This is a genomic window from Kitasatospora sp. NPDC001539 (assembly GCF_040298565.1).
Classification (GTDB): domain Bacteria; phylum Actinomycetota; class Actinomycetes; order Streptomycetales; family Streptomycetaceae; genus Kitasatospora.
Map to the genome: position 1 here is coordinate 1 of NZ_JBEPAK010000136.1, position 19692 is coordinate 19692.

The 19692-nt window shown below is 74.9% G+C and carries 21 protein-coding genes; 13 read left to right on the forward strand and 8 right to left on the reverse strand.

The window, feature by feature from the left end; genetic code table 11:
* Nucleotides 1-86: 86 nt before the first annotated feature.
* On the reverse strand, nucleotides 87-1727 hold the full coding sequence (pgm, locus tag ABT247_RS20955) for a phosphoglucomutase (alpha-D-glucose-1,6-bisphosphate-dependent) (RefSeq protein ID WP_350744322.1): 1641 nt from the start codon (nucleotides 1725-1727) through the stop codon (nucleotides 87-89).
* Between the two features lie 143 nt (nucleotides 1728-1870).
* Nucleotides 1871-2170 carry a YciI family protein gene (locus ABT247_RS20960; protein ID WP_350744323.1) on the reverse strand — a complete coding sequence of 100 codons (300 nt, stop codon included), beginning with the start codon at nucleotides 2168-2170 and terminating at the stop codon, nucleotides 1871-1873.
* Between the two features lie 412 nt (nucleotides 2171-2582).
* Here ABT247_RS20960 and ABT247_RS20965 point away from each other — a divergent pair, with 412 nt between their 5' ends.
* Together ABT247_RS20965 and ABT247_RS20970 are read left to right on the forward strand one after the other, a co-directional pair.
* The gene (locus ABT247_RS20965; RefSeq protein ID WP_350744324.1) at nucleotides 2583-2921 is read left to right on the forward strand and encodes a hypothetical protein; all 339 of its coding nucleotides are present in this window, start codon (nucleotides 2583-2585) and stop codon (nucleotides 2919-2921) included.
* A 242-nt stretch (nucleotides 2922-3163) separates the two neighbouring features.
* Nucleotides 3164-4654: an FAD-binding protein gene (locus ABT247_RS20970; protein WP_350744325.1), complete on the forward strand. Its 1491-nt coding sequence runs from the start codon at nucleotides 3164-3166 to the stop codon at nucleotides 4652-4654.
* Between the two features lie 93 nt (nucleotides 4655-4747).
* On the opposite strand, the gene ABT247_RS20975 is transcribed toward ABT247_RS20970, so the two are convergent.
* Genes ABT247_RS20975 through ABT247_RS20985 form a run of 3 tightly spaced genes read right to left on the reverse strand, consistent with a single transcriptional unit; the run spans nucleotide 4748 to nucleotide 6847 of the window.
* Entirely contained in the window at nucleotides 4748-5641 is an 894-nt protein-coding gene (locus ABT247_RS20975) for an ABC transporter permease (protein ID WP_350744326.1), read from the reverse strand.
* Entirely contained in the window at nucleotides 5601-6449 is an 849-nt protein-coding gene (locus ABT247_RS20980; protein ID WP_350744327.1) for an ATP-binding cassette domain-containing protein, read from the reverse strand. The genes ABT247_RS20975 and ABT247_RS20980 overlap by 41 nt, the downstream gene beginning before the upstream one ends.
* Entirely contained in the window at nucleotides 6449-6847 is a 399-nt protein-coding gene (locus ABT247_RS20985; RefSeq protein WP_350744340.1) for a MarR family winged helix-turn-helix transcriptional regulator, read from the reverse strand. The genes ABT247_RS20980 and ABT247_RS20985 overlap by 1 nt, the downstream gene beginning before the upstream one ends.
* Nucleotides 6848-7399: 552 nt before the next feature.
* Between ABT247_RS20985 and ABT247_RS20990 the strand changes: the two genes are divergently transcribed.
* Nucleotides 7400-7699: an ArsR/SmtB family transcription factor gene (locus ABT247_RS20990; protein WP_350744328.1), complete on the forward strand. Its 300-nt coding sequence runs from the start codon at nucleotides 7400-7402 to the stop codon at nucleotides 7697-7699.
* A gap of 7 nt (nucleotides 7700-7706) precedes the next feature.
* On the opposite strand, the gene ABT247_RS20995 is transcribed toward ABT247_RS20990, so the two are convergent.
* Nucleotides 7707-8714: a zinc-dependent alcohol dehydrogenase family protein gene (locus tag ABT247_RS20995; RefSeq protein ID WP_350744329.1), complete on the reverse strand. Its 1008-nt coding sequence runs from the start codon at nucleotides 8712-8714 to the stop codon at nucleotides 7707-7709.
* Nucleotides 8715-8947: 233 nt separating this feature from the next.
* Between ABT247_RS20995 and ABT247_RS21000 the strand changes: the two genes are divergently transcribed.
* The 4 genes from ABT247_RS21000 (at nucleotide 8948) to ABT247_RS21015 (ending at nucleotide 13202) form a co-directional block, all read left to right on the forward strand.
* Entirely contained in the window at nucleotides 8948-9904 is a 957-nt protein-coding gene (locus ABT247_RS21000; RefSeq protein WP_350744330.1) for a phosphotransferase family protein, read from the forward strand.
* Between the two features lie 270 nt (nucleotides 9905-10174).
* Nucleotides 10175-11431: an SLC13 family permease gene (locus tag ABT247_RS21005; protein ID WP_350744341.1), complete on the forward strand. Its 1257-nt coding sequence runs from the start codon at nucleotides 10175-10177 to the stop codon at nucleotides 11429-11431.
* A 64-nt stretch (nucleotides 11432-11495) separates the two neighbouring features.
* Nucleotides 11496-12017 (forward strand): universal stress protein, encoded by a 522-nt coding sequence (locus ABT247_RS21010; protein ID WP_502892477.1) that lies wholly within the window; start codon nucleotides 11496-11498, stop codon nucleotides 12015-12017.
* A gap of 264 nt (nucleotides 12018-12281) precedes the next feature.
* Entirely contained in the window at nucleotides 12282-13202 is a 921-nt protein-coding gene (locus ABT247_RS21015) for an NADP-dependent oxidoreductase (RefSeq protein ID WP_350744331.1), read from the forward strand.
* Nucleotides 13203-13349: 147 nt separating this feature from the next.
* Here the strand turns inward: ABT247_RS21015 and ABT247_RS21020 are convergent, their stop codons facing one another.
* Nucleotides 13350-14219: a class II glutamine amidotransferase gene (locus ABT247_RS21020; protein ID WP_350744332.1), complete on the reverse strand. Its 870-nt coding sequence runs from the start codon at nucleotides 14217-14219 to the stop codon at nucleotides 13350-13352.
* 82 nt (nucleotides 14220-14301) lie between these two features.
* A complete protein-coding gene (locus ABT247_RS21025; RefSeq protein WP_350744333.1) occupies nucleotides 14302-14724 on the reverse strand; it encodes an ATP-binding protein in 423 nt (140 codons plus the stop codon).
* A gap of 285 nt (nucleotides 14725-15009) precedes the next feature.
* Between ABT247_RS21025 and ABT247_RS21030 the strand changes: the two genes are divergently transcribed.
* From ABT247_RS21030 to ABT247_RS21055, 6 genes are all read left to right on the forward strand, one after another.
* Entirely contained in the window at nucleotides 15010-15375 is a 366-nt protein-coding gene (locus tag ABT247_RS21030; protein WP_350744334.1) for a PRC-barrel domain-containing protein, read from the forward strand.
* 473 nt (nucleotides 15376-15848) lie between these two features.
* Nucleotides 15849-16589: a (Fe-S)-binding protein gene (locus ABT247_RS21035; protein WP_350744335.1), complete on the forward strand. Its 741-nt coding sequence runs from the start codon at nucleotides 15849-15851 to the stop codon at nucleotides 16587-16589.
* Nucleotides 16590-16622: 33 nt separating this feature from the next.
* Complete coding sequence (locus tag ABT247_RS21040) at nucleotides 16623-18086, forward strand: LutB/LldF family L-lactate oxidation iron-sulfur protein (protein ID WP_350744336.1); 1464 nt, start codon at nucleotides 16623-16625, stop codon at nucleotides 18084-18086.
* The gene (locus tag ABT247_RS21045) at nucleotides 18086-18763 is read left to right on the forward strand and encodes a LutC/YkgG family protein (RefSeq protein ID WP_350744337.1); all 678 of its coding nucleotides are present in this window, start codon (nucleotides 18086-18088) and stop codon (nucleotides 18761-18763) included. Before ABT247_RS21040 ends, ABT247_RS21045 begins: the two co-directional genes overlap by 1 nt.
* A gap of 139 nt (nucleotides 18764-18902) precedes the next feature.
* Entirely contained in the window at nucleotides 18903-19130 is a 228-nt protein-coding gene (locus ABT247_RS21050; RefSeq protein WP_350744338.1) for a hypothetical protein, read from the forward strand.
* A 67-nt stretch (nucleotides 19131-19197) separates the two neighbouring features.
* Nucleotides 19198-19569, forward strand: coding sequence for a GvpU-like protein (locus tag ABT247_RS21055; RefSeq protein ID WP_350744339.1), 372 nt, complete (start codon nucleotides 19198-19200; stop codon nucleotides 19567-19569).
* Nucleotides 19570-19692: the final 123 nt, after the last annotated feature.

Here is a 19692-nt window from a genome sequence, read left to right on the forward strand (position 1 = left end):
GCCGGCGCTCCCCGGCCCGCCGCACGGCGTAAGGCGTACGCGCAGGGCCCACGGCCCACGGCGCACGCCGCACGGCGCACGGAGCGTCAGGCGCCCAGGACGTCGCCCACCAGGGCGCGCGCCTCCTCCTGCACCCGCGCCAGGTGCCGCTCACCGAGGAACGACTCCGCGTAGATCTTGTACACGTCCTCCGTCCCCGAGGGCCGCGCCGCGAACCAGGCGTTGTCGGTGCACACCTTGAGGCCGCCGATGGCCGCGCCGTTGCCGGGCGCCTGGGAGAGCACCGCGGTGATCTTCTCCCCCGCCAGCTCCCCGGCGGTGACCTGCTCGGGCGACAGCCGGGCCAGGCGCGCCTTCTGCTCCCGGTCCGCCGGGGCGTCGACGCGGGCGTAGGCGGGCTCCCCGTAGCGGGCGGTCAGCTCGCGGTAGTACGTGCTGGGCGTGGCCCCGGTGACCGCGGTGATCTCGGAGGCGAGCAGGGCCAGCAGGATGCCGTCCTTGTCCGTGGTCCACACCCCGCCGTCACGGCGCAGGAACGACGCCCCCGCGCTCTCCTCGCCGCCGAAGGCGATCGAGCCTTCGAGCAGGCCGTCGACGAACCACTTGAAGCCGACCGGGACTTCGACCAGCCGCCGCTCGAGGCCGGCGGCGACGCGGTCCAGCATCGAGGAGGACACCAGGGTCTTCCCGACGGCCGCGTCGCCCGGCCAGTCGGCGCGGTGGCGGTACAGGTAGTCGACGGCCACCGCCAGGTAGTGGTTGGGGTTCATCAGACCCCCGTCCGGGGTCACGATGCCGTGCCGGTCGGCGTCCGCGTCGTTGCCCGTCGCCACCGCGAACTGCTCCCGGCGCTCGATCAGGGAGGCCATCGCCGCCGGCGAGGAGCAGTCCATCCGGATCTTGCCGTCCCAGTCCAGCGTCATGAACCGCCACGTCGGGTCGGTGACCGGGTTGACCACCGTCAGGTCCAGCCGGTGGGACTCGGCGATCCGCGCCCAGTACGCCACCGACGCCCCGCCCAGCGGGTCCGCGCCGATGCGCACGCCCGCCGCCCGCACCGCCTCCAGGTCCAGCACCGACGGCAGGTCCTCCACATAGGCCGTCAGGTAGTCGTACCGCCCGGTGGTGGCCGCAGCCGACGCCCGGGCGTACGGGACCCTCTTCACTCCCCGCAGGCCTTCGCGGATCAGCTCGTTGGCGCGGTCCTGGATCCACCCCGTGGCCTCCGACCCCGCCGGGCCCCCACTGGGCGGGTTGTACTTGAAGCCGCCGTCCCGTGGCGGGTTGTGCGAGGGCGTCACGACGATGCCGTCCGCCAGCGCCTGCGGACTGCGCCGGTTGTGCGCCAGGATCGCGTGCGAGACCGCCGGTGTCGGCGTGTAGCCGTCGGCGGAGTCCACCAGCACGTACACGCCGTTGGCCGCCAGCACCTCCAGGGCCGTCACCCGCGCCGGCTCCGACAGCGCATGGGTGTCGGCCCCCAGGAACAACGGCCCGCTCACGCCCTGTTCGGCGCGGTACTCGCAGATCGCCTGCGTCGTCGCGGCGATGTGGTCCTCGTTGAACGCGGCGTCCAGGGACGAGCCCCGGTGCCCCGACGTCCCGAACACCACCCGCTGTGCGACCTCCTGGGGATCCGGCCGCACCGCGTAGTACGCCGTCACCAGCCGCGCCACATCCACCAGATCATCAGCCTGCGCCGGCTGCCCGGCCCGTGCGTGTGCCATCCGTTTCCTCCCAGCAAAACCTGAATCCGCGACCGTCCACTGCCCCGCCCTCACCGATCGTAACCAGTGCGCCACCTCAGCCCCGCCACCCGTCCCGCGCCACGCGCGGACGGTCGGGGCCGAGGTCAGGGGGTCAGGAGGGATCAGGCGGGCAGCCGCTCGCGGTAGCCCTCGAGCGCCGGTGCGGTGACGGTGGCGACGAACTCCGTGATCCGGTACTCGGTGAGGCCCTCACGCACGAACGGGTCGGTGGCGACCAGCGCCTCCACCGCCGCCCGGTCCGCCCCCGCCACCAGGATCACGCCGCCCTCGCGCGGCACCTTGCGCCCCGCGGCCAGGAACGCCCCCGCCTCGAACTGCCCGCGCAGCCATTCCGCGTGCCGCGGCAGCGCCTCGTCGATCTGCTCCAGCGGGGCGGTGTACATCAACTCCAGAACGAACATGCGGCCAGGTTAGACGGGCTGTCGGCGGGATCCTGCGGCAGGGCCGGACGCCACCGCCGCGACCGTGCGCCGACGGCTGCGGCACCCGCGGCGCACTCCCCTCCCCCGCCGCGCACGGCGTCCGACGCGCCGCGGGTGCGGCGGACCCCCACCCGGCCCCCGGGAGGGTGCCGACCCCGATCCTGCCAGCTCAGGCCGCGTTTGCGATAGGACACAGCACACCCCGGTTCCACCTTGTCGCGCCCCCGTGGCCGGGCGCACACTCATCCGACACCCCTCCCCGCCGCGCGGCCCGCGCGCCGCCGCCCGCTTTCCCGGGCGGCCGGCGTGCGAGCCGTCGTGCCCCGGTGCGGCGCGCGCGACCTGCCGGGAGGGGTGGAGCGATCGCCAACGACGAAGGGGGACACCGGACATGAGCGTGCACGCGGACCTGGTACTGAAGGCGCGGGTGCGGCTGCTGAGCCACAACGAGCGGATCCTCGAAGGCGAGGAGGGACTGTGGGTCTACCGGATTCTGTTCGCCGTCAGCCCCCGCAGCTACGCCTACCGACTCGCCTACGTCCTGCGGGCAGCGGCCGAGGGCCCGCGGGTGGCCCACCTGCCCGGGGCCCGGCAGGCGCTGCTGGACGAGGCCAGGGCCGCCTCGGCGCGGATCCCCGCCGACGCCCCGGCCTACCAGCGGGGAATGTGGGACCACACCGTGCCGGGCCTCCGGGAGATCGAACGCCGTCTGGGCCAGGCGACCCGGTAGCCCGCGACCCGGTGGCCCCCGTCGGCGTCCCCGCGCTGCGGCGACGTCGGCAGGGAGGCGCGCCGGCGGGGAGGCGCGCGGGCCGGTGGATGCCGGCGGGGCGGTCGGTGCCGCTGCGACGGTGGTCGCCGCCGGGGCGTTCGGTGCCACTGAGGCGGTAGGCACTGCTGGGGCGGTAGGCGCCGCTGGGACGGTTGCGGTACAACACTCGGCATATGACGACTGATCGGAGAATGTCAGAGATGAGCGGACCAGGACTGTCCCGCCGCGCCCTGATCGCCGGCGCGGGCGCCGCCGTCGTCGGCTGGAACACCGCCGCCCGCGCCTGGGCCGCCGAGCCGGGCGCGCAGGTCGCCGATCTGCCGCCGCTGGACGGGCAGGTGACACTCGACGGCGCGGGGCTGGAGCGGTTCCGGGGCGACTTCGGACACCTGGTCAGCGCCGCGCCGCGCGCTGTGCTGCGGCCCGGCTCGGTCGCGGACGTGCAGCGGACGATCGCCTTCGCACGCCGCCACCGCATCCCGGTGGCGGTCAACGGGCAGAGCGGCGACCAGGCGGCCCTCGGACAGGACGGGCTGGAGTCGCACTCCAGCTACGGCCAGGCCAACCCGCGCGGCGGCATCGCGATCGACGCCCGCGGACTGAGCGGCATCGTCTCCGTCCAGCCGGGCCGCGCCGTGGTCGAAGCCGGTGTCACCTGGGCCCAGTTGGTGGACGCGGGCCTGGCCCTGGGGTGGGTGCCGCCGGTGCTGACGGACTACCTGCACCTGTCGGTGGGCGGGACGCTGAGCGTGGGCGGCATCGGCGGGGCCGTGCAGCGCTACGGGATGCAGGTCGACACCGTCCAGGAGCTCGAGGTGGTGACCGGAACCGGGGAGCTGGTGACCGCCTCCCCCACGCGCAACGGGGAGCTGTTCGAGGCGGTCCTGGCCGGCGGCGGCCAGGTGGGCGTCATCGTGCGGGCGACGCTGGCGCTGGTGCCGGTGCCCGCGCGATCCACCGTGTTCACCCTCGCCTACGACGACCTCGACACCTACCTCGCCGACCAGGAGCGGGTGCTCGCCGACGGACGTTTCGACCTGCAGGTCGGCAACGTGGTGCGCAGCGCGGACGGCGGGCGGTGGCGCTACACCGCCGAGCTGGTGGCCTACGGTGGCGCCGGCGAGCCGGTGCAGCGGGACGCGCTGCTGGCGGGGCTGCGGCCGGTCGCCGGCGAGACGTCCGTGGTGGAGGGCAGCTGGCGCGAGTACGCGTTCCGGGTCGACGGGTTCGCCGGGTACCTGCGGGCGGCGGGGTTGTGGGGGCTGCCGAAGCCGTGGCTGAGCCTGTTCCTGCCGGCCTCCACGGCGGGGGTGTTCATGCGGGAGGCGGCCCGGGAGCTGACGCCGGCGGATCTCGGGGCCGGGTTGCTGCTGTTTTACCCGTACGCGCGGGAGCGGGTGAAGGCGCCGCTGGCGGTGCTGCCGGACGCGCGGACCGGCTGGCACTTCGACCTGCTGGCCTTCCCCGGGCCGGGCGCGGACACGGCGGGGATGCTGGAGCGCAACCGGCGGTTGTACGAGCGGGCGGTCGAGCTGGGCGGCAAGCGGTACCTGATCGGGGCGGTGCCGGGGATGACGGGGGCCGACTGGCGGCGCCACTACGGGCCGCTGTGGGACCGGGTGGAGCGGGCCAAGCGGCGTTACGACCCGGCGGGCATCCTCACCCCGGGCCAGGGCATCCACGGCAGCTGACGGCCGCAGCGGCGGTGGCCGGGCGCCACCGCCGCCCGCGGCGGGCGAACGGCCTCCCGGGGGACGGCGGGGCTCCTCCACCGCGGCCCGCCGCTACCGGGCCAGCCGCCCCAGCAGGGCGGAGGCCGCCGCGATCCCCGCGAGCGTCGCGGCCGTGAGGACGCCGAAGTCCAGCGGCAGGTGCGAGGGCGTTCCGATCAGCAGGCCGCGCAGCGCGTCCACCTGGTAGCTGAGCGGGTTGGCCTTGCTGACGGTCTGGAGCCAGGCCGGCATCAGGGCGACGGGGTAGAGGGCGTTGGAGCCGAAGAACAGCGGCATGGTGATCGCCTGGCCGATGCCCATCAGGCGGTCCCGGGTCAGCACGATCCCGGCGATGGCCATCGACAGGCAGGAGAAGAAGGCCGAGCCGAGCAGCACCGCCGCCACCACTCCCAGCAGGCGCAGCGGGTTCCAGGTCATGGCGACGCCGAGGACGGCGGCGATCAGCACCACGACCACCGCCTGCAGCACCGCCTTGACGCCGGCGGCGAAGGCCTTGCCGGTCACCAGTGCGGCGCGGGGGGTGGGGGTGACCAGCATTTTGGTCAGGACGCCGGAGTCCCGCTCCCAGATGATCATGATGCCGTAGAAGATCGCGATGAACATCGCGGACTGGGCGATGATCCCGGGCGCCAGGTAGTCCAGGTAGGGGATCCCGCCGGTGGGGATGGCCTTGAGGCGGGTGAAGGTCTCCCCGAAGATCAGCAGCCACAGGGCCGGCTGGATCGCCCGGGTGTAGAGCTCGGTGCGGTCGTGGCGCAGCTTCTGGAGCTCCACCGCGCACATCGCGGTGATCCGGGCGGGCACCAGGCGCCAGCCGGTGCGGGCGCGCGGGGGCACCAGCAGCAGGCCGAGCTCCGGACCGGGTTGGGGGGCCCGCCCCGGGGTGGCTCCGCGTGCGGGAGGTTCAGCCGACGCGTCCTGCGGTGCGGCGGGTACGGCGGACATCGCCGAAGTCTCCTTCCGTGGCGTCGGCCAGGTCGCGGCCGGCGAAGTGGCGGAACACGTCGTCCAGGGTGGGGTCCTCGCGCTGCGGGTCGTCCTCGCGCACCTGCGCCTTGAGCTCGGCGGGGGTGCCGAGGGCTCGGATGCGGCCGCGGTCCATCAGGGCGACGCGGTCGCAGTGGCGGTCGGCCTCGTCCATGTAGTGGGTGGTGACCAGCACCGTCATGCCGGTAGCGCGGCGCACGGCGTCCACGCGCTCCCAGACCCCGGTGCGGGCGATCGGGTCCAGCCCGATGGTGGGCTCGTCCAGGACCAGCAGGCGCGGCGCGCTGACCAGGGCCTGGGCGAGCTCGAGGCGGCGCACCATGCCGCCGGAGTAGGTGGCGGCCATCCGCTCGGCCGCGTCGAGGAGGTCGACGGCGGCCAGCGCCTGGGTGACCCGCTCGGCGCGTTCGGCGCGCGGCACGTCGAAGACCCGGGCGAACAGGGCGACGTTCTCCCGTCCGGTCAGCCCGGCGTCGGCGGACAGCTGCTGGGGCACGTAGCCGAGCAGCCGCCGCACCTGCATGGGCCGGCGGGTGGCGTCGTGGCCGAAGACGCGCACCATGCCGGCACCGACCGGCAGCAGGGTGGTGATCGCGCGGATCGTGGTGGTCTTGCCGGCACCGTTGGGGCCGAGCAGGCCGAACACCTCGCCGGTGCGCACCGTCAGGTCGACGCCGTCGACGGCCCGGGTCTCGTGTCCCTTGCCGCGGCCGTGGCGGAAGGTGTACTCCAGCCCGCGGCACACCACCGCGTCCGCCTCCTCCATCACTCCTCCTCGGGCAGGGTGCGCAGGCCCTGAGCGAGCGAGCGCAGCGCGGGCAGGGCCGCGGCCAGGGCCTCCCGGTCGCCTTCGGGCAGGCCCGCCACCAGTCGGCCCACCAGCGCCCGGCGCCTTGCGCGCCAGGCCTCGATCCGCTCCTCGGCCTCCGCGGTGGCGTGCAGCAGCGCCGCCCGCCGGTCCGCCGGGTCCACCTCGCGCCGCAGCAGGCCCTGTGCCACCAGCTGGTTGATCAGCGTGGACACCGAGTTCCCGGCCAGGCACAGTTCCTCGGCCGCGTCCGAGACGCGCAGCCCGGGGCTGTCCGTCACCAGGCGTAGGAGTTCCACCTGCGCTCCGCGCAGCCTGGGCTGCTCCAGGCCCTGGCGCAGCCTGCGCCGCAGCATGCGCTGGAGCCCGACCAGCAGCGCGGAGAACTCCTCCGCGAGGGCGGTGTCGGGGGTGTCCGGGGCTCGTGTCGTCACACTCCCGATTTTAGCTCTCAGTGCGAGGCATCTGTCGAGGGTGCGGCTGCCGGCACGGGCGTCACCCCGCACCACAGCACTCCCGTGCGTCACGGATTCCGCCGATCCCGGGAACGGCGGGCGCCGCCGCTGCTAGCGTCCCCGGACACGGGATCCACCCGCTGCCGCGCGGGGCGGCGAGGTTCGAGGACGGTGCGCAGCTGACCGGCGTCCGCAGCGTCCGGGACGCCGGCGGCCGGCACTCGGGTGTTCCACCGCCTCTCCCGCGCGCGGGGGCGGCGGCGCGGCGCGCGGCTGGCGCGTCGGGCGGGTCGGCAGTCCCGGGCGTAGTAGCGTCGGGCGCGAAGTCGCGCCCGGTGCGCGGCTGTTGCTGATGGCGGAACGGGGGTTCGGCTTGCGGAGGAAGAGGGGGTGGTGGGTGTGGGACGGACACCTGCACAGGCACGGGCGATCGAGCACCCGGGGGTGGAGGACGTGAGCGTCCAGCAGGTCCTGGACGCCCTCGCCGATCCGGCCAGGAGGGCGGTGGTGCGCACCCTGGCGCACGCGCGCCGGGACCTGAGCTGCGGATCCTTCGACCTTCCGGTGGGGCGCTCCACCTCCAGCCACCACCTCGCGGTGCTGCGCGCCGCCGGGCTGCTGCGCCAGTACTACGTGGGCACCACGAAGATGAACGCACTGCGCACCCAGGAGGTCGAGCGGCGCTTCCCGGGCCTGTTGCCGGCGGTGGTCGCCGCGGCCGACGCCGAGGCCCGGGAAGCGCCCGCCACCTGACGGGCGGTCAGCTCTGCCGGCCGCCGTCGACGGTGACGACGATCTTGCCGACCTGGGCGCCGGCCTCGAGGTAGCGGTGGGCCTCGGCGATGCTGTCCAGCCCCTCGAAGACCCGGTCGATCACCGGGGTGAAGGTGCCGTCGGCGAGGCCCGCGGTGATGAACGCGTGGCCCCGGCGCAGTCGTTCGGCGTCGCGGCTGACCTCGTGGATGGTGTAGAAGCGGCTGCTGAGAGGGGCGAAGGTGTCCTGGCCGGGCATGGGGGTGTCGCTGAGGTCGAGACGGCCGTAGACGATCAGGCGGCCCCCCGGGGCGATCGCGCGGGCGAGGGTGTTGACACCGGGGCCGGCAATGGCGTCGAAGGCGGTGCGCACCCCCGCGCCGCCCGTGATGTCCAGGACGCGGGCGACGAGGTCCTGTTCACCGGTGACGATGACGTCGGCGGCGCCGGCGTCCAGGAGCTGCCGCCGCTTGGCCGGGGTGCGCGTGGTGGCGATGGGCACCGCGCCCAGGCGCCGGGCGATCCGGATCGCGGCGAGGCCCACGCTGGAGGCGGCCGCGGTGAGCAGTACGTGGTCGCCCGGGCGAAGGTGCCCGTCCTCCGCGAGGGCGCCGTAGGCGGTCAGGTACGGCATCCACACGGCGGCGCCCTGTACGGCCGTCAGCTGCGGGAGGCGGTGGACGACGGCCCGGGCGGGCACGATCGCGTGGGTGGCGTAGACGCCGTAGTCGTTCTGGGAGAACGCGGGAATGGAGTCGACCGGGTCGCCGACGCGGAAACCGGTGACGCCCTCGCCGACCGCGTCGACGGTCCCGGCGGCCTCGTACCCCGGAGTGGCCGGGAACTCGGGCACCTCCAGGTACTGGCCGGCCCGGTACAGGGCCTCGGCCCGGTTGAGGCCCAGCGCCTCGACCTTGATCCGGACCTCCCCGGGGCCGGGCTGGGGCAGGTCCACCTCCCGTACGGTCAGGACTTCCGGACCGCCGACGGCCTCGAAGACGACCTTCCTGGGCATGACGAACTCCCCCTCGTTTGCACGTGCACGGACGTGATCCGAGATCCACCCAAGCGCCGTCCGGAGCCGGTGTCAAACGTCGATCCGGTTCGGAATACGGGACCATCCGCCCTTGTTGTCAACGAGATTGAGCGCACGTCAGGTGACGACCACGCGGGGACGCCCGGGGCGTGCGGGGCGCCCCTCCAGGGCGAGCGGACGGGGCCGGCGGGGTGGGGCGTACGCTGGCGGCCATGATCGAGGACGGGGTCCAGGGGTGGGCCGGCACGCGCCGGTGGGTGGAGGGCGTACTCGCGCCCGGCGAGCGGATCGCGGAGGTGACGCCGCTCAGGGGCGGCTGGACCTCCCGGATGCGGCGCCTGGACATCGAGGGCGGCGCCGCCCCGTACGCACTGGTCCTGCGGTCCTTCGTCAAGCCGTTCTACCGCCGCCACGCCAGCGGCCTGCTGACCCGCGAGGCCGAGATGCTGGAGCGGCTGGCGTCCTCCGGGGTGCCGGTGGCCGGGCTGCGGGCCCTCGACGCGGACGGGCGGTGGTGCGACCACCCGTCCCTGGTGATGACCCACCTGCCCGGCACGGTCCGCATCGGCGAGGACGGGCAGGTGCGGCACCGCACCGCCCTGCTGGCGGCCCAGTTGGCGGCCGTCCACGCCGTCGAGGTGCCCGAACCGGCCCGCCCGAGGGCCTGGCAGGCCTGGACGGCGCCCGAACGCGTCCGGACGCCGCCCGCCACCGACCGCCCGGACCTGTGGGCGCGTGCGGTCGACCTGATCCGCCGCGAGGCGCCCGCGCACCGCTCCTGCTTCCTGCACCGCGACTTCCACCCCGGCAACGTCCTGTTCACCGGCACCGGCGAGCAGTTGGCGGTCAGCGGCGTGGTGGACTGGGTGGAGACCTCGTGGGGCCCCGCCGACCTGGACGTGGCGCACTGCTCCACCGCCCTGGCCCTGCTGCACGGCGTCCCGGCGGGCATGGCCTTCGCCGACGCCTACCGGCAGGCCGGTGGACGGCTCACCGAGGACGGCGCCGACCACCTGTACTGGCGGCTGCTGGACGCCCTCGCCTTCGCGCCCGACGCCGAGAAGGTCGCCGAACCCTGGCGCGGGCTGGGCCGCACGGACCTGACACCCGAGCTCCTCACCCAGCGCCTGGAGGACTACCTCCAGGCCCTCCTCGACCGCTACGCGTAGCCCCCACCGGTCCCCCGGCCGTCCCTGCCCGGTACCCGCGGCGCGGCGGTGGGCGCCGTTCAGGTGGGCGCCGTTCAGCCGCCCACCGGCGACCAACGCCGTGCCGTACGAGACCCCGCGGATGACCGAACACCAGGCCCGCGCCCTGTCGGCCGGCCTGAGGGACGGCGGGCGGACACCGGCGCTGCCGACGGGGGCCTGAGCCACCGCTCCGCGCGGACTCTGGTTCGATGGGGTACGCCGTGACCGTCGACTGCGAGGAGCAAGACCCTGAGTACGTCGTTCGCCGAAGTCCTCTCCGTCGGCCTGCTGGTGTTGGTGCTGGTCTGCGCCGTGGTGCGGCCCTGGGGCTGGCCCGAGGCGGTGGTGGCGGTGCCGGCGGCCGCCCTGGTGGTCGGCACCGGGGCGATCTCGCCCGCGGACGCGGTGGCCGAGGCGGAGCGGCTCGGGCCGGTGGTCGGCTTCCTCGCGGCCGTGCTGGTGCTGGCGCAGCTGTGCGATGACGAGGGCCTGTTCCAGGCGTGCGGGGCGTGGATGGCCCGTACCTCGGCGGGGAGCCCGCGGCGGCTGCTGGTGCAGGTGTTCGTGGTCGCGTCGGTGATCACCGCGGTGCTCAGTCTGGATGCCACCGTGGTGCTGCTGACGCCGGTGGTGTTCGCCACCGCGGCCCGGCTCGGCGCCCGGCCCAAGCCGCACCTGTACGCCTGCACGCACCTGTCGAACACCGCCTCGCTGCTGCTGCCGGTGTCGAACCTGACGAACCTGCTGGCCTTCGCCGCCAGCGGGCTGAGCTTCACCCGGTTCGCCGCGCTGATGGTGCTGCCGTGGCTGGCGGCGATCGCCGTGGAGTACCTGGTGCTGCGCCGGTTCTTCGCCACCGACCTGGACGCGGGCGCTCCCGCTCCGGTCGGGGCGGAGGCGCCGGAGATGCCGCTGTTCGCGCTGGTCACCGTCGGCTGCACGCTCGCCGGGTTCGTGCTGACCTCCGCGGTCGGGATCGACCCGGCGTGGGCGGCGCTGGCCGGCGCGCTGGTGCTCGCCGCCCGGGCCCTCGTCCAGCGGCGGACCAGCCCGGCGGCGATCGTGCGCTCGGCCGCCGTGCCGTTCCTGGCGTTCGTCCTGGCGCTCGGCGTCGTGGTGCGGGCGGTGGTCGACAACGGGCTGGCCTCCGCGCTCGGGCACCTCGTCCCGCACGGCACCTCGCTGCCCGCCCTGCTCGGCCTCGCCGGGCTGGCGGCCGTCCTGGCGAACGTGATCAACAACCTGCCGGCCACGCTCGTCCTGCTCCCGCTGGCCGTGCCGTCCGGGTCGGGAGCCGTGCTGGCGGTGCTGCTCGGGGTGAACATCGGCCCGAACCTGACCTACGCCGGCTCGCTGGCCACCCTGCTGTGGCGGCGCATCGTCCGCGAGCACGACACCGAGGTCGGCCTGGGCGAGTTCACCCGGCTCGGCCTGCTGGTCGTGCCCGCCGCCCTGGTGGCGGCCGTGGTGGCACTGTGGGGGTCCCTGCGGATCGTCGGAACGTGACGGGCGGGCGGGGGCGGTAGCCGAGCGGGCCGGCGAGGGCCGGAGAGGCCTGGAGGGTGCTGGAATGGTGGACGAGCATGAGGAGGGTGACACCGTGACCGTCGTCGTCTGGATCGCCGAAGGCACCTGGCCCGCCTGTGTGGACGCCGCCCGCGCGCACGCGCCGCAGGACGCGGAGGTCGTCCTGCTGCACGTCAGCGGTCAGGACGTGCCCGGCGTCGCGCACGGCGCCTTCGCCGGCCTGCTCGGGCGCGGCCACCGCGAGCGCGACCCCGGCACCCGGGTGGAGCACCTGGCGGCCGGATCGGCCCGGCAGCTGCTCGACGCCGCGGCCGACCGCCTCGGGCGGCCCTGCACCCGGCTGGAGCGCAGCGGCCACACGGAGCGCGAGGTCGTCGCGGCGGCGGAGGACGCCGACCTGCTCGTCCTCGCCCGGGACGGTGACCGCACCCGTCTCGGACCCCGCAGCCTCGGCCCGGCCACCCGTTTCGTCGTCGACCACGCGCCCTGCCCCGTGCTGCTGGTCTGGCCGGAACCGGCACCGGGCGCCGACACGCTCCCTCCGCCGCCGCCCCGGCAGCGGTGACCCTCCGGGCGGCGGGGTTTCGCCGGGTCCACGGGCCGGTGGGTCGGCGGGTCGCGCCGACGGGTCCACGGGCCGCACCGACGGGGCTACCGGACTACGGGTCCACGGGCCGCACCGACGGGGCTGCGGGATCAGGGTCCACGGGTCGCACCGACGGGTCGGCGCGGGTGCCGGGCGCCCGCCCGCGGCATAGCGTGGCCGACGGCGCCCGCCCGTCCGGCGGCGGTGCGGGAGACGACGGCATCGGCCCCTGGAGGTCCGTACATGCGCGCGGTGACCTACGACTCGTACGTCCCGGACAACTCCCGACTGCGCTTCGGCGAGGTGCCCGACCCGAAGGTGGCGCCCGGCCAGGTGCTGATCCAGGTCCGGGCGGCGTCCGTCAACCCCGTCGACTGGAAGATCATGGCCGGGGGCCTGGACGGCATGATGGACGCGGTCTTCCCGGTCATCCCCGGCTGGGACGTGGCCGGAGTCGTCACCGGGACCGGCCCCGACACACCCGAGTTCGCTCCCGGGGACGAGGTGATGGCGTACGCCCGCAAGGACGTGGTGCACGGCGGCACCTTCGCCGAGTACGTCGCGGTCGCCGCGACCTCGGTGGCCCGCAAGCCCGCCGGGCTCGACTGGGCGCAGGCGGCCGGGCTGCCGCTGGCCGGCCTGACCGCGCTGCGCTGCCTGGACCGGCTGGAGGTCGGCCCCGCCGACGTGCTGCTGGTCCACGGCGCCTCCGGCGGGGTGGGCAGTCTGGCGGTGCAGCTCGGCCGTGACCGCGGTGCCCGGGTGATCGGCACCGCCTCCGAGCGCAACCACGCGTTCGTCCGCGAGCTGGGCGGCGAGCCGGTGACGTACGGGGACGGCCTGGCCGAGCGGGTGCGGGAGCTGGTGCCCGCCGGTGTGTCGGCCGTGGCGGACTTCGTCGGCGGCCAGCTGGAGACGACCCTGGCCGTGCTCGCCGAGGGCGGTCGGCACGTGTCCATCACCGACCCGGGCGTGGCACAGCACGGCGGGCACTGGATCTGGGTCCGCCCGGACGGCGCCAAGCTCGCCGAGCTCGCGGCGGCTGTCGACCGGGGAGCGCTGACAGTGGAGGTCGCCCGGACCTTCCCGCTGGAGCAAGCGGGCGAGGCCTTCGACGCCAGCCGCACCGGCCACACCCGCGGCAAGATCGTCCTCCTGCCCTGAGGTGCTTCCGGCGCCCGCCCCCCGGGACCGGACCGGGGGGGCAGGCAGGACCGGGCGGGGGCGCACCGGGCGGGACCGGGCAGGGGCGGTCGGGCGGGCAGGACCGGGCCGGGGCGGCCGGGGCGGGTGCCTCGGACCGCCCTCTGCTCAGGCCGCCCGCTGCGCGGCGGCGGCCGCGGGCCGCAGGTCCGCCAGGCTCAGGAGGTGCGCGGGCGCGTCCGGCAGGAGGATGCGGCGGGTGGCGGTCTGGTCCGGCCCGATGTGGACGAGCTCGCCCGGCTCCATCAGCCGCCAGTGCGGGTTGTCGTCCATGCGTTCGCTGGCGACCACGGTCGACCGGGCGTGGAGGAGGTCACCCGAACGCACGCGCATCCGCCCCGCCGTGCCGGCGTGGTCCAGGTGCCGGTTGCCGTGCTTCCCGCCGGCCTGGCGGTGGAGGACGTACAGCTCGTGGGTGCCGGGGTAGCGCAGCGCCCACAGCTGGTCGGCCGTGGTGAGGACCAGGTTGAGGGCGTAGAGCGGCAGGTTGCGGGCCACCCAGCGGGCGGCGGCCTCGATCCCGGCGGTGACGTCGCCGCCGCGCGCGGCCGTCTCCCGGGTGATCAGCGCGAAGAAGCGCTCGGAGTCGGTGTCGCCCTGGACCAGGGAGCGGTCCGGGCCGAGGTGCTCGTCGAGCCGTTCGAGGTCCTCGATCACGCCGTTGTGGGCGAACAGCCGGCCGTCCTGCTCGAACGGATGGGTGTTGACGTCCTCCAGCGCTCCGGTGGTCGCGAACCGCAGGTGGGCCAGGAAGGTCGCCGATTCCACCGACGCGGCGTCCTCGGCGAAGGAGCGGTCCTGGAACGCGGCGATGGGGGCCTTGTGGACCTGCGGCGTCCCGTCGACCGCGAAGTAGCCCAGTCCGGTGCCGTCGGGCTCGCGGTGGCTCTGCGCGGTCAGGCTGTCGGGTGCCTCCAGCAGCCAGAAGGTCGCGCGGCTGCGCCGGGGCGCACTGCTCAGGCCGAACAAACGGCACATGGGCGTCCTGCCTCTCCTCTGACGACGGGCTCGCCCGTCCCTCTTCTCACCGCTGTCCTCCTGCTCACCGCTGTCCTCCCCCTCACCGCTGCTGCGGGTCGGGCCGCAGGTCCGGCGGGTGGAAACAGGCGGTGACGGTCTTGCCGTCCTTCTGCAGGCGGGTGTGCCAATGGTCGGCGAGCGCGTCGACCAGCGCCAGGCCGCGGCCTCCGGTGGCATCGGGGGACGCCGTCCGGGGGCGCGGGAGCCGGCTGCTGTGGTCGTGGACGCTCAGGTGCAGGCAGCGCCCGTCCCAGGTCAGCACCAGCTCCGCGTCGCTGCCGGCGTGGACGTGGGCGTTGGTGGTCAGTTCCGACACGGCCAGCACCACCGCGTCCGCGACCGCCGGGGCGTCCCGGTCCCAGCCGAGGGCTTCGAGGTGCGTCCTCGCCCACGCCCGCCCGGCACGCACCCCCGCGCCGAGCGGCAGGCGCCGAGCCCACCCGACTCCGCGGATCTTGGACATGCAGGCCTCCCTCCACATGGATGCGGCCCGCGTCTGCCCGCATCCGGCGACGGTATGCGGTGCAGGTCACGCTCCGTCGCCTGGCGCTCGGTCAGGGAGCCGTACGGGACAGCGCGGGCGCGGCGGGCGCGGGGCGGCCACACGGGGAGCGCGCACGGCACGTGACCGGGTCGGCACGGGGAGGCGAGGGCGGGACGGGAAGGGGCGGGCATGGAACCGGAGCGGGCGGGAAGGCGGTGGCCACGGAGCGCGCCGCAGGGGCGGCGCCGTGACGCGAGGAGAGACATGAGCACCAGCAGGATCTGGGAGTTCCGTTCCGAGTCCGGTCACGTCTCGGGCACCGATCTGGTGGGCTTCCACGTCGAGGCCACCGACGGCCCCATCGGCAAGATCGACAAGCACTCCGATGAGGTCGGCGACGCGTACCTGGTGGTCGACACCGGCCCGTGGATCTTCGGCAGCCGGGTCCTGCTGCCCGCCGGCACCGTCGCCCGCGTCGACCAGCACGACAAGAAGGTGTACGTCGACCGCACGAAGGACGAGATCAAGAACGGCCCCGGGTTCGACCCCGCCACCCACGGCACCGACACCGGCTACCAGGAGCAGTACACCGCCTACTACGGCCCCTTCTACGTCGGTCCGTTCCTCTGATCGTCACCCCGGTCCGCCTCCCCCGGTGCGACCGTCCGCTCCCGCCCCCGCGGCCGACCACCGCGGGGGCGCGGTCTGCCCGGACCACGTCCACGGTGGCGGCCGCGGCTCGGTTCGGGCCGGCGGTTCGGGGTTGCTCGCGGTTCGGGGTCGCGGCGCTCACCGGGCACCCGTCGGCGGTCATCGGACGACCGGTGGTACGGAGGGGCCCTGCGACCCGGACATCGGCCGGCCGGCTCGGAGTCCGGCGTCCTGCGAGGACGGTGGAACCGGAGGTCCGCTGGTGAGCCAGGGGCTCGGTGTCCTTGTCGTGACCGGTGAGCCCTCGTATCGTCGGGGCCCTGCGGGTTCGTCCGAGGTGTCGACGGGAGTCACCGTATGAAGCTGCGTCGGGTCGGCGATCCGGGCGCCGGGACGCCCGAGCGGCGCGGCCTGCGCGCGCCCGGCGCTCCCACCCCGCGGGAGGCGCACTGATGCGCGTCGCGCTGTTCATCACCTGCTTCAACGACACCATGTTCCCCGCCACCGGCCGCGCCGTGGTGACCGTCCTCGAACGGCTGGGCCACACCGTGGACTTCCCGCTCGAGCAGACCTGCTGCGGCCAGCTGCACGTCAACACCGGCTACCCCGCGGACGCCGTCCCGCTGGTGGCCCGGTTCGCGCGCACCTTCGCCGAGTACGACGCCGTCGTCACGCCGTCCGCGTCCTGCGCCGGGCTGGTCCGGGAGACCCACCCCGCCCTCGCCGAGGCGTACGGTTCCCGCCGGCTGCACCGGCAGGTCGCCGAACTGGCGCCGCGGGTCCACGAGTTCACCGAGTTCCTGACCGACGTCCTCGGCGTCGACGACGTCGGCGCCCGCTTCCCGCACCGCGTCACCTACCACCCCACCTGCCACTCGCTGCGCGCGCTGCGCCTCGGCGACCGGCCGCAGCGGCTGCTGCGCGCCGTGGACGGCCTCGACCTGGTCGAGTTGCCGGCCGCCGACGCGTGCTGCGGCTTCGGTGGCACCTTCGCCGTCAAGAACGCCGCGACCTCCGGAGCGATGCTCGCCGACAAGGTCGGGGCGGTACGGGAGACGGGCGCCGAGGTCCTCTGCACGGTCGACAACTCCTGCCTGATGCACATCGGCGGCGGCCTGTCCCGGCAGTCCGCCGCGGTGCGGACCCTCCACCTGGCCGAGATCCTGGCCACGACCGAAGGCGGACGACGATGACCCGAGGCGGGCGACGATGACCGAGGGCGGACGATGAGCGCCCCCGGCGACCGCGGAGTGGTCTGGCTGGGCACCCCGCCCTTCCCCGACGCCGCCCGCGAGGCCGTCGGCGACACCCGGCTGCGGGCGAACCTGAAGCGGGCGACGACCGTCATCCGCGACAAGCGCCTCGCCGTCGCGTCGGAGCTGGACGACTGGGAGCAGCTGCGCACCGCCGCCGACGCGATCAGGACCCGGACCCTGCGTCACCTCGACCACCACCTGCTGCGGCTGGAGGAGTCGGTCACCGCCGCCGGTGGAACGGTGCACTGGGCGGCCGACGCCGCCGAGGCCAACCGCATCGTCACCGACCTGGTGCGGGACACCGGCGAGCACGAGGTCGTCAAGGTCAAGTCGATGGCCACCCAGGAGATCGGCCTCAACGAGGCCCTCGCCGCGGCGGGCATCACCGCCTACGAGACCGACCTCGCGGAACTCATCGTCCAGCTCGGCGACGACCGCCCGTCCCACATCCTCGTCCCGGCGATCCACCGCAACCGGACGGAGATCCGCGACCTGTTCGCCGAGCGGATGGGCGCGTGGGGGCAGCCGGCTCCCGAGGGGCTCACCGACGAGCCCGTCGAACTCGCCGAGGCGGCCCGCCGGCACCTTCGGCGGAAGTTCCTCACCGCGAAGGTCGCCGTCTCCGGTGCCAACTTCGCCGTTGCCGACACCGGCACCCTCGTAGTGGTGGAGTCCGAGGGCAACGGCCGGATGTGCCTGACCCTGCCCGAGACCCTGATCACGGTGATGGGCATCGAGAAGGTCGTCCCCAGTTGGTCGGACCTGGAGGTGTTCCTCCAGTTGCTCCCCCGCTCCTCCACCGGCGAGCGGATGAACCCGTACACCTCCACCTGGACGGGCACGACGCAGGCCGACGGCCCGTCCCGGTTCCACCTCGTCCTGCTCGACAACGGCCGCACCGACACCCTCGCCGACACCGTCGGCCGCCAGGCCCTGGCCTGCATCCGCTGCTCCGCCTGCCTCAACGTCTGCCCGGTCTTCGAGCGCACCGGCGGGCACGCGTACGGCTCGGTCTACCCCGGGCCGATCGGCGCCGTGCTGACGCCGCAACTGGTCGGCGTGGAACGGGCCTCCTCCCTGCCGTTCGCCTCCACCCTGTGCGGGGCCTGCTACGACGCCTGCCCGGTGAAGATCGACATTCCGAGGCTGCTGGTGCACCTGCGGGCCGCGGCGGTCCGGGCCCGCCGCGGCGCCGGACGCCTGCCCACCGCCGAGGCCGTGGCGATGAAGGCGGCCGCCACCGTCCTTGACTCCCCCGGACTGTTCGCCGCCGCCCAGCGGGCGGCCTCGCTCGGGGGCCGGGCGCTCGCCCGACGCGGTCGGATCGGCCGGCTGCCCGGCCCGCTGCGCGCGTGGTCCGCCGAGCGGGACACCCCGGCGCCGCCCGCCGAGTCCTTCCGCGACTGGTGGCGCAGGAACCGGCAGGAGAGGTGATGGACAGCCGTGACGCCGTCCTCCGGCGGATCCGGGCCGCCCTCGCCGACGTCCCCGCCGACGAGGGCCCGGAGGACGTGCCCGTGCCGCGCGCGTACCGGCGGGGCCACGCCGCCCCCGGTCAGGACCTGACGCGGCTCTTCGCCGAGCGGGTCCGCGACTACCGCGCCACCGTCACCCGGACGGACCGGGTCGGACTTCCCGGGGCGATCGCGGCCGCCCTCACCGCGCGCCGCGCCACGCGGCTGGCGGTACCCGACGGCTTCCCCGCCGGGTTCCTGCCGTCCGGAGCCTTCGAGTGGCACCGGGAGCCCCTCGGCGTCGCCGCCCTGGACGCCCTCGACGGCGTCGTCACCCTGGCGGCCGTGGGCATCGCCGTCACCGGCACCATCGTCCTGGACACCGGCCCGGGCCAGGGCGGCCGGGCCCTCAGCCTCGTCCCCGACTACCACCTGTGCGTCATCCGCGCGGAGCAGATCGTCGACGACGTGCCCGAGGCGCTCGCACGCCTCGACCCGCGCCTGCCGCTGACCTTCGTCTCCGGCCCGTCCGCCACCAGTGACATCGAACTCACCCGGGTCGAGGGCGTGCACGGGCCGCGGACCCTGGACGTCCTCCTCGTCGACCCCGGCGAACCCGTCCCACCCGCCGGAGCCGGTGGCACCGCGGAACCCTGAGGCCCCGCGGAACCCTGAGACACCGCGGGGCCCCGAGGCACCGCGGGGCCCGGCGAGGCCGGCGCCCGGAGCCCGGTGCGCCGAGGCATCGCGGCCGGACGGTACCGCGCCCGCCGCGCCCGGGCGCATACTGTGCACGATGAACAAATTCTCAGCAGGTCGCCGCCCCCTGCCCACCAGTCCCTTCAAGGCCCCCACGGAGGCACCGCGCAAGCACTTCGACGTCGGGGACCGCGTCACCCATGACGGATTCGGCCTCGGCCGGGTCATCGGCGTCGAAGGCGACGGCGACATCGCGGTCCTCGTCGACTTCGGATCACGGAGGGAACGCATCACCCAGCCGTACACCGCGATGTTCAAACTCTGACCGCCGGAAGCCGGCCGGGCGTCGCCCCATGGTCCGGACGGTCCTCGCGGGCACTATTCTCGGGTCCATGTCGAAACCTGATGCGCTGCTCGTCGACATCGCCGCGATGGTGGAGTCCGAGGGCAGCAACCAGATGCCCCTGACCGTGGTCGTCCCGGGGGCGGTCATCACCGGCCGGCTGGCGCCGGAGCGGCTGTGGCTGGAGCGGGTGGCCGAAGTCCTCGCGGCCTCGGACCACTTGAAGCCCTTCGCCACGCTCTTCGCGACGCCCGGCGGCGAGACGGCTCCGCCCGACGCCCGGCCCACCCACCTGCACCTGCACGTCGCCCGCATCCTCCAGGGCAGCTTCGGCCTGCCCCACACGGGCGGCCTGTACCGGATCGCCATCGCCGACATCAGCAGTTGGACGGTGGGGGACCTCAGCTACTCCGACCACTGACCGCTCCTCCGCCCGGCGGCGGAGCCCCCGCCGGGCGGGGGGTTCCGCCGCCGGGCGGGGCGCACCCGGCGCCGGGCGGCTGGGGCGGCCCCCCCCCCCCCGGGGGCCGGGGGGGGGGGGGGG

What these genes read in the sequence shown, in the direction of transcription:
- ABT247_RS21020 (WP_350744332.1), bottom strand. Translation starts at nt 14,219, where the DNA reads ATGTGCCGTTTGTTCGGCCTGAGCAGTGCGCCCCGGCGCAGCCGCGCG.
- ABT247_RS21025 (WP_350744333.1), bottom strand. Translation starts at nt 14,724, where the DNA reads ATGTCCAAGATCCGCGGAGTCGGGTGGGCTCGGCGCCTGCCGCTCGGC.
- ABT247_RS20965 (WP_350744324.1), top strand. Translation starts at nt 2,583, where the DNA reads ATGAGCGTGCACGCGGACCTGGTACTGAAGGCGCGGGTGCGGCTGCTG.
- ABT247_RS20970 (WP_350744325.1), top strand. Translation starts at nt 3,164, where the DNA reads ATGAGCGGACCAGGACTGTCCCGCCGCGCCCTGATCGCCGGCGCGGGC.
- ABT247_RS20995 (WP_350744329.1), bottom strand. Translation starts at nt 8,714, where the DNA reads ATGCCCAGGAAGGTCGTCTTCGAGGCCGTCGGCGGTCCGGAAGTCCTG.
- ABT247_RS21055 (WP_350744339.1), top strand. Translation starts at nt 19,198, where the DNA reads ATGTCGAAACCTGATGCGCTGCTCGTCGACATCGCCGCGATGGTGGAG.
- ABT247_RS21030 (WP_350744334.1), top strand. Translation starts at nt 15,010, where the DNA reads ATGAGCACCAGCAGGATCTGGGAGTTCCGTTCCGAGTCCGGTCACGTC.
- ABT247_RS21015 (WP_350744331.1), top strand. Translation starts at nt 12,282, where the DNA reads ATGCGCGCGGTGACCTACGACTCGTACGTCCCGGACAACTCCCGACTG.
- ABT247_RS21040 (WP_350744336.1), top strand. Translation starts at nt 16,623, where the DNA reads ATGAGCGCCCCCGGCGACCGCGGAGTGGTCTGGCTGGGCACCCCGCCC.
- ABT247_RS21045 (WP_350744337.1), top strand. Translation starts at nt 18,086, where the DNA reads ATGGACAGCCGTGACGCCGTCCTCCGGCGGATCCGGGCCGCCCTCGCC.
- pgm (WP_350744322.1), bottom strand. Translation starts at nt 1,727, where the DNA reads ATGGCACACGCACGGGCCGGGCAGCCGGCGCAGGCTGATGATCTGGTG.
- ABT247_RS21035 (WP_350744335.1), top strand. Translation starts at nt 15,849, where the DNA reads ATGCGCGTCGCGCTGTTCATCACCTGCTTCAACGACACCATGTTCCCC.
- ABT247_RS20975 (WP_350744326.1), bottom strand. Translation starts at nt 5,641, where the DNA reads ATGTCCGCCGTACCCGCCGCACCGCAGGACGCGTCGGCTGAACCTCCC.
- ABT247_RS21010 (WP_502892477.1), top strand. Translation starts at nt 11,496, where the DNA reads ATGGTGGACGAGCATGAGGAGGGTGACACCGTGACCGTCGTCGTCTGG.
- ABT247_RS20960 (WP_350744323.1), bottom strand. Translation starts at nt 2,170, where the DNA reads ATGTTCGTTCTGGAGTTGATGTACACCGCCCCGCTGGAGCAGATCGAC.
- ABT247_RS21000 (WP_350744330.1), top strand. Translation starts at nt 8,948, where the DNA reads ATGATCGAGGACGGGGTCCAGGGGTGGGCCGGCACGCGCCGGTGGGTG.
- ABT247_RS21050 (WP_350744338.1), top strand. Translation starts at nt 18,903, where the DNA reads ATGAACAAATTCTCAGCAGGTCGCCGCCCCCTGCCCACCAGTCCCTTC.
- ABT247_RS20980 (WP_350744327.1), bottom strand. Translation starts at nt 6,449, where the DNA reads ATGGAGGAGGCGGACGCGGTGGTGTGCCGCGGGCTGGAGTACACCTTC.
- ABT247_RS20985 (WP_350744340.1), bottom strand. Translation starts at nt 6,847, where the DNA reads ATGCTGCGGCGCAGGCTGCGCCAGGGCCTGGAGCAGCCCAGGCTGCGC.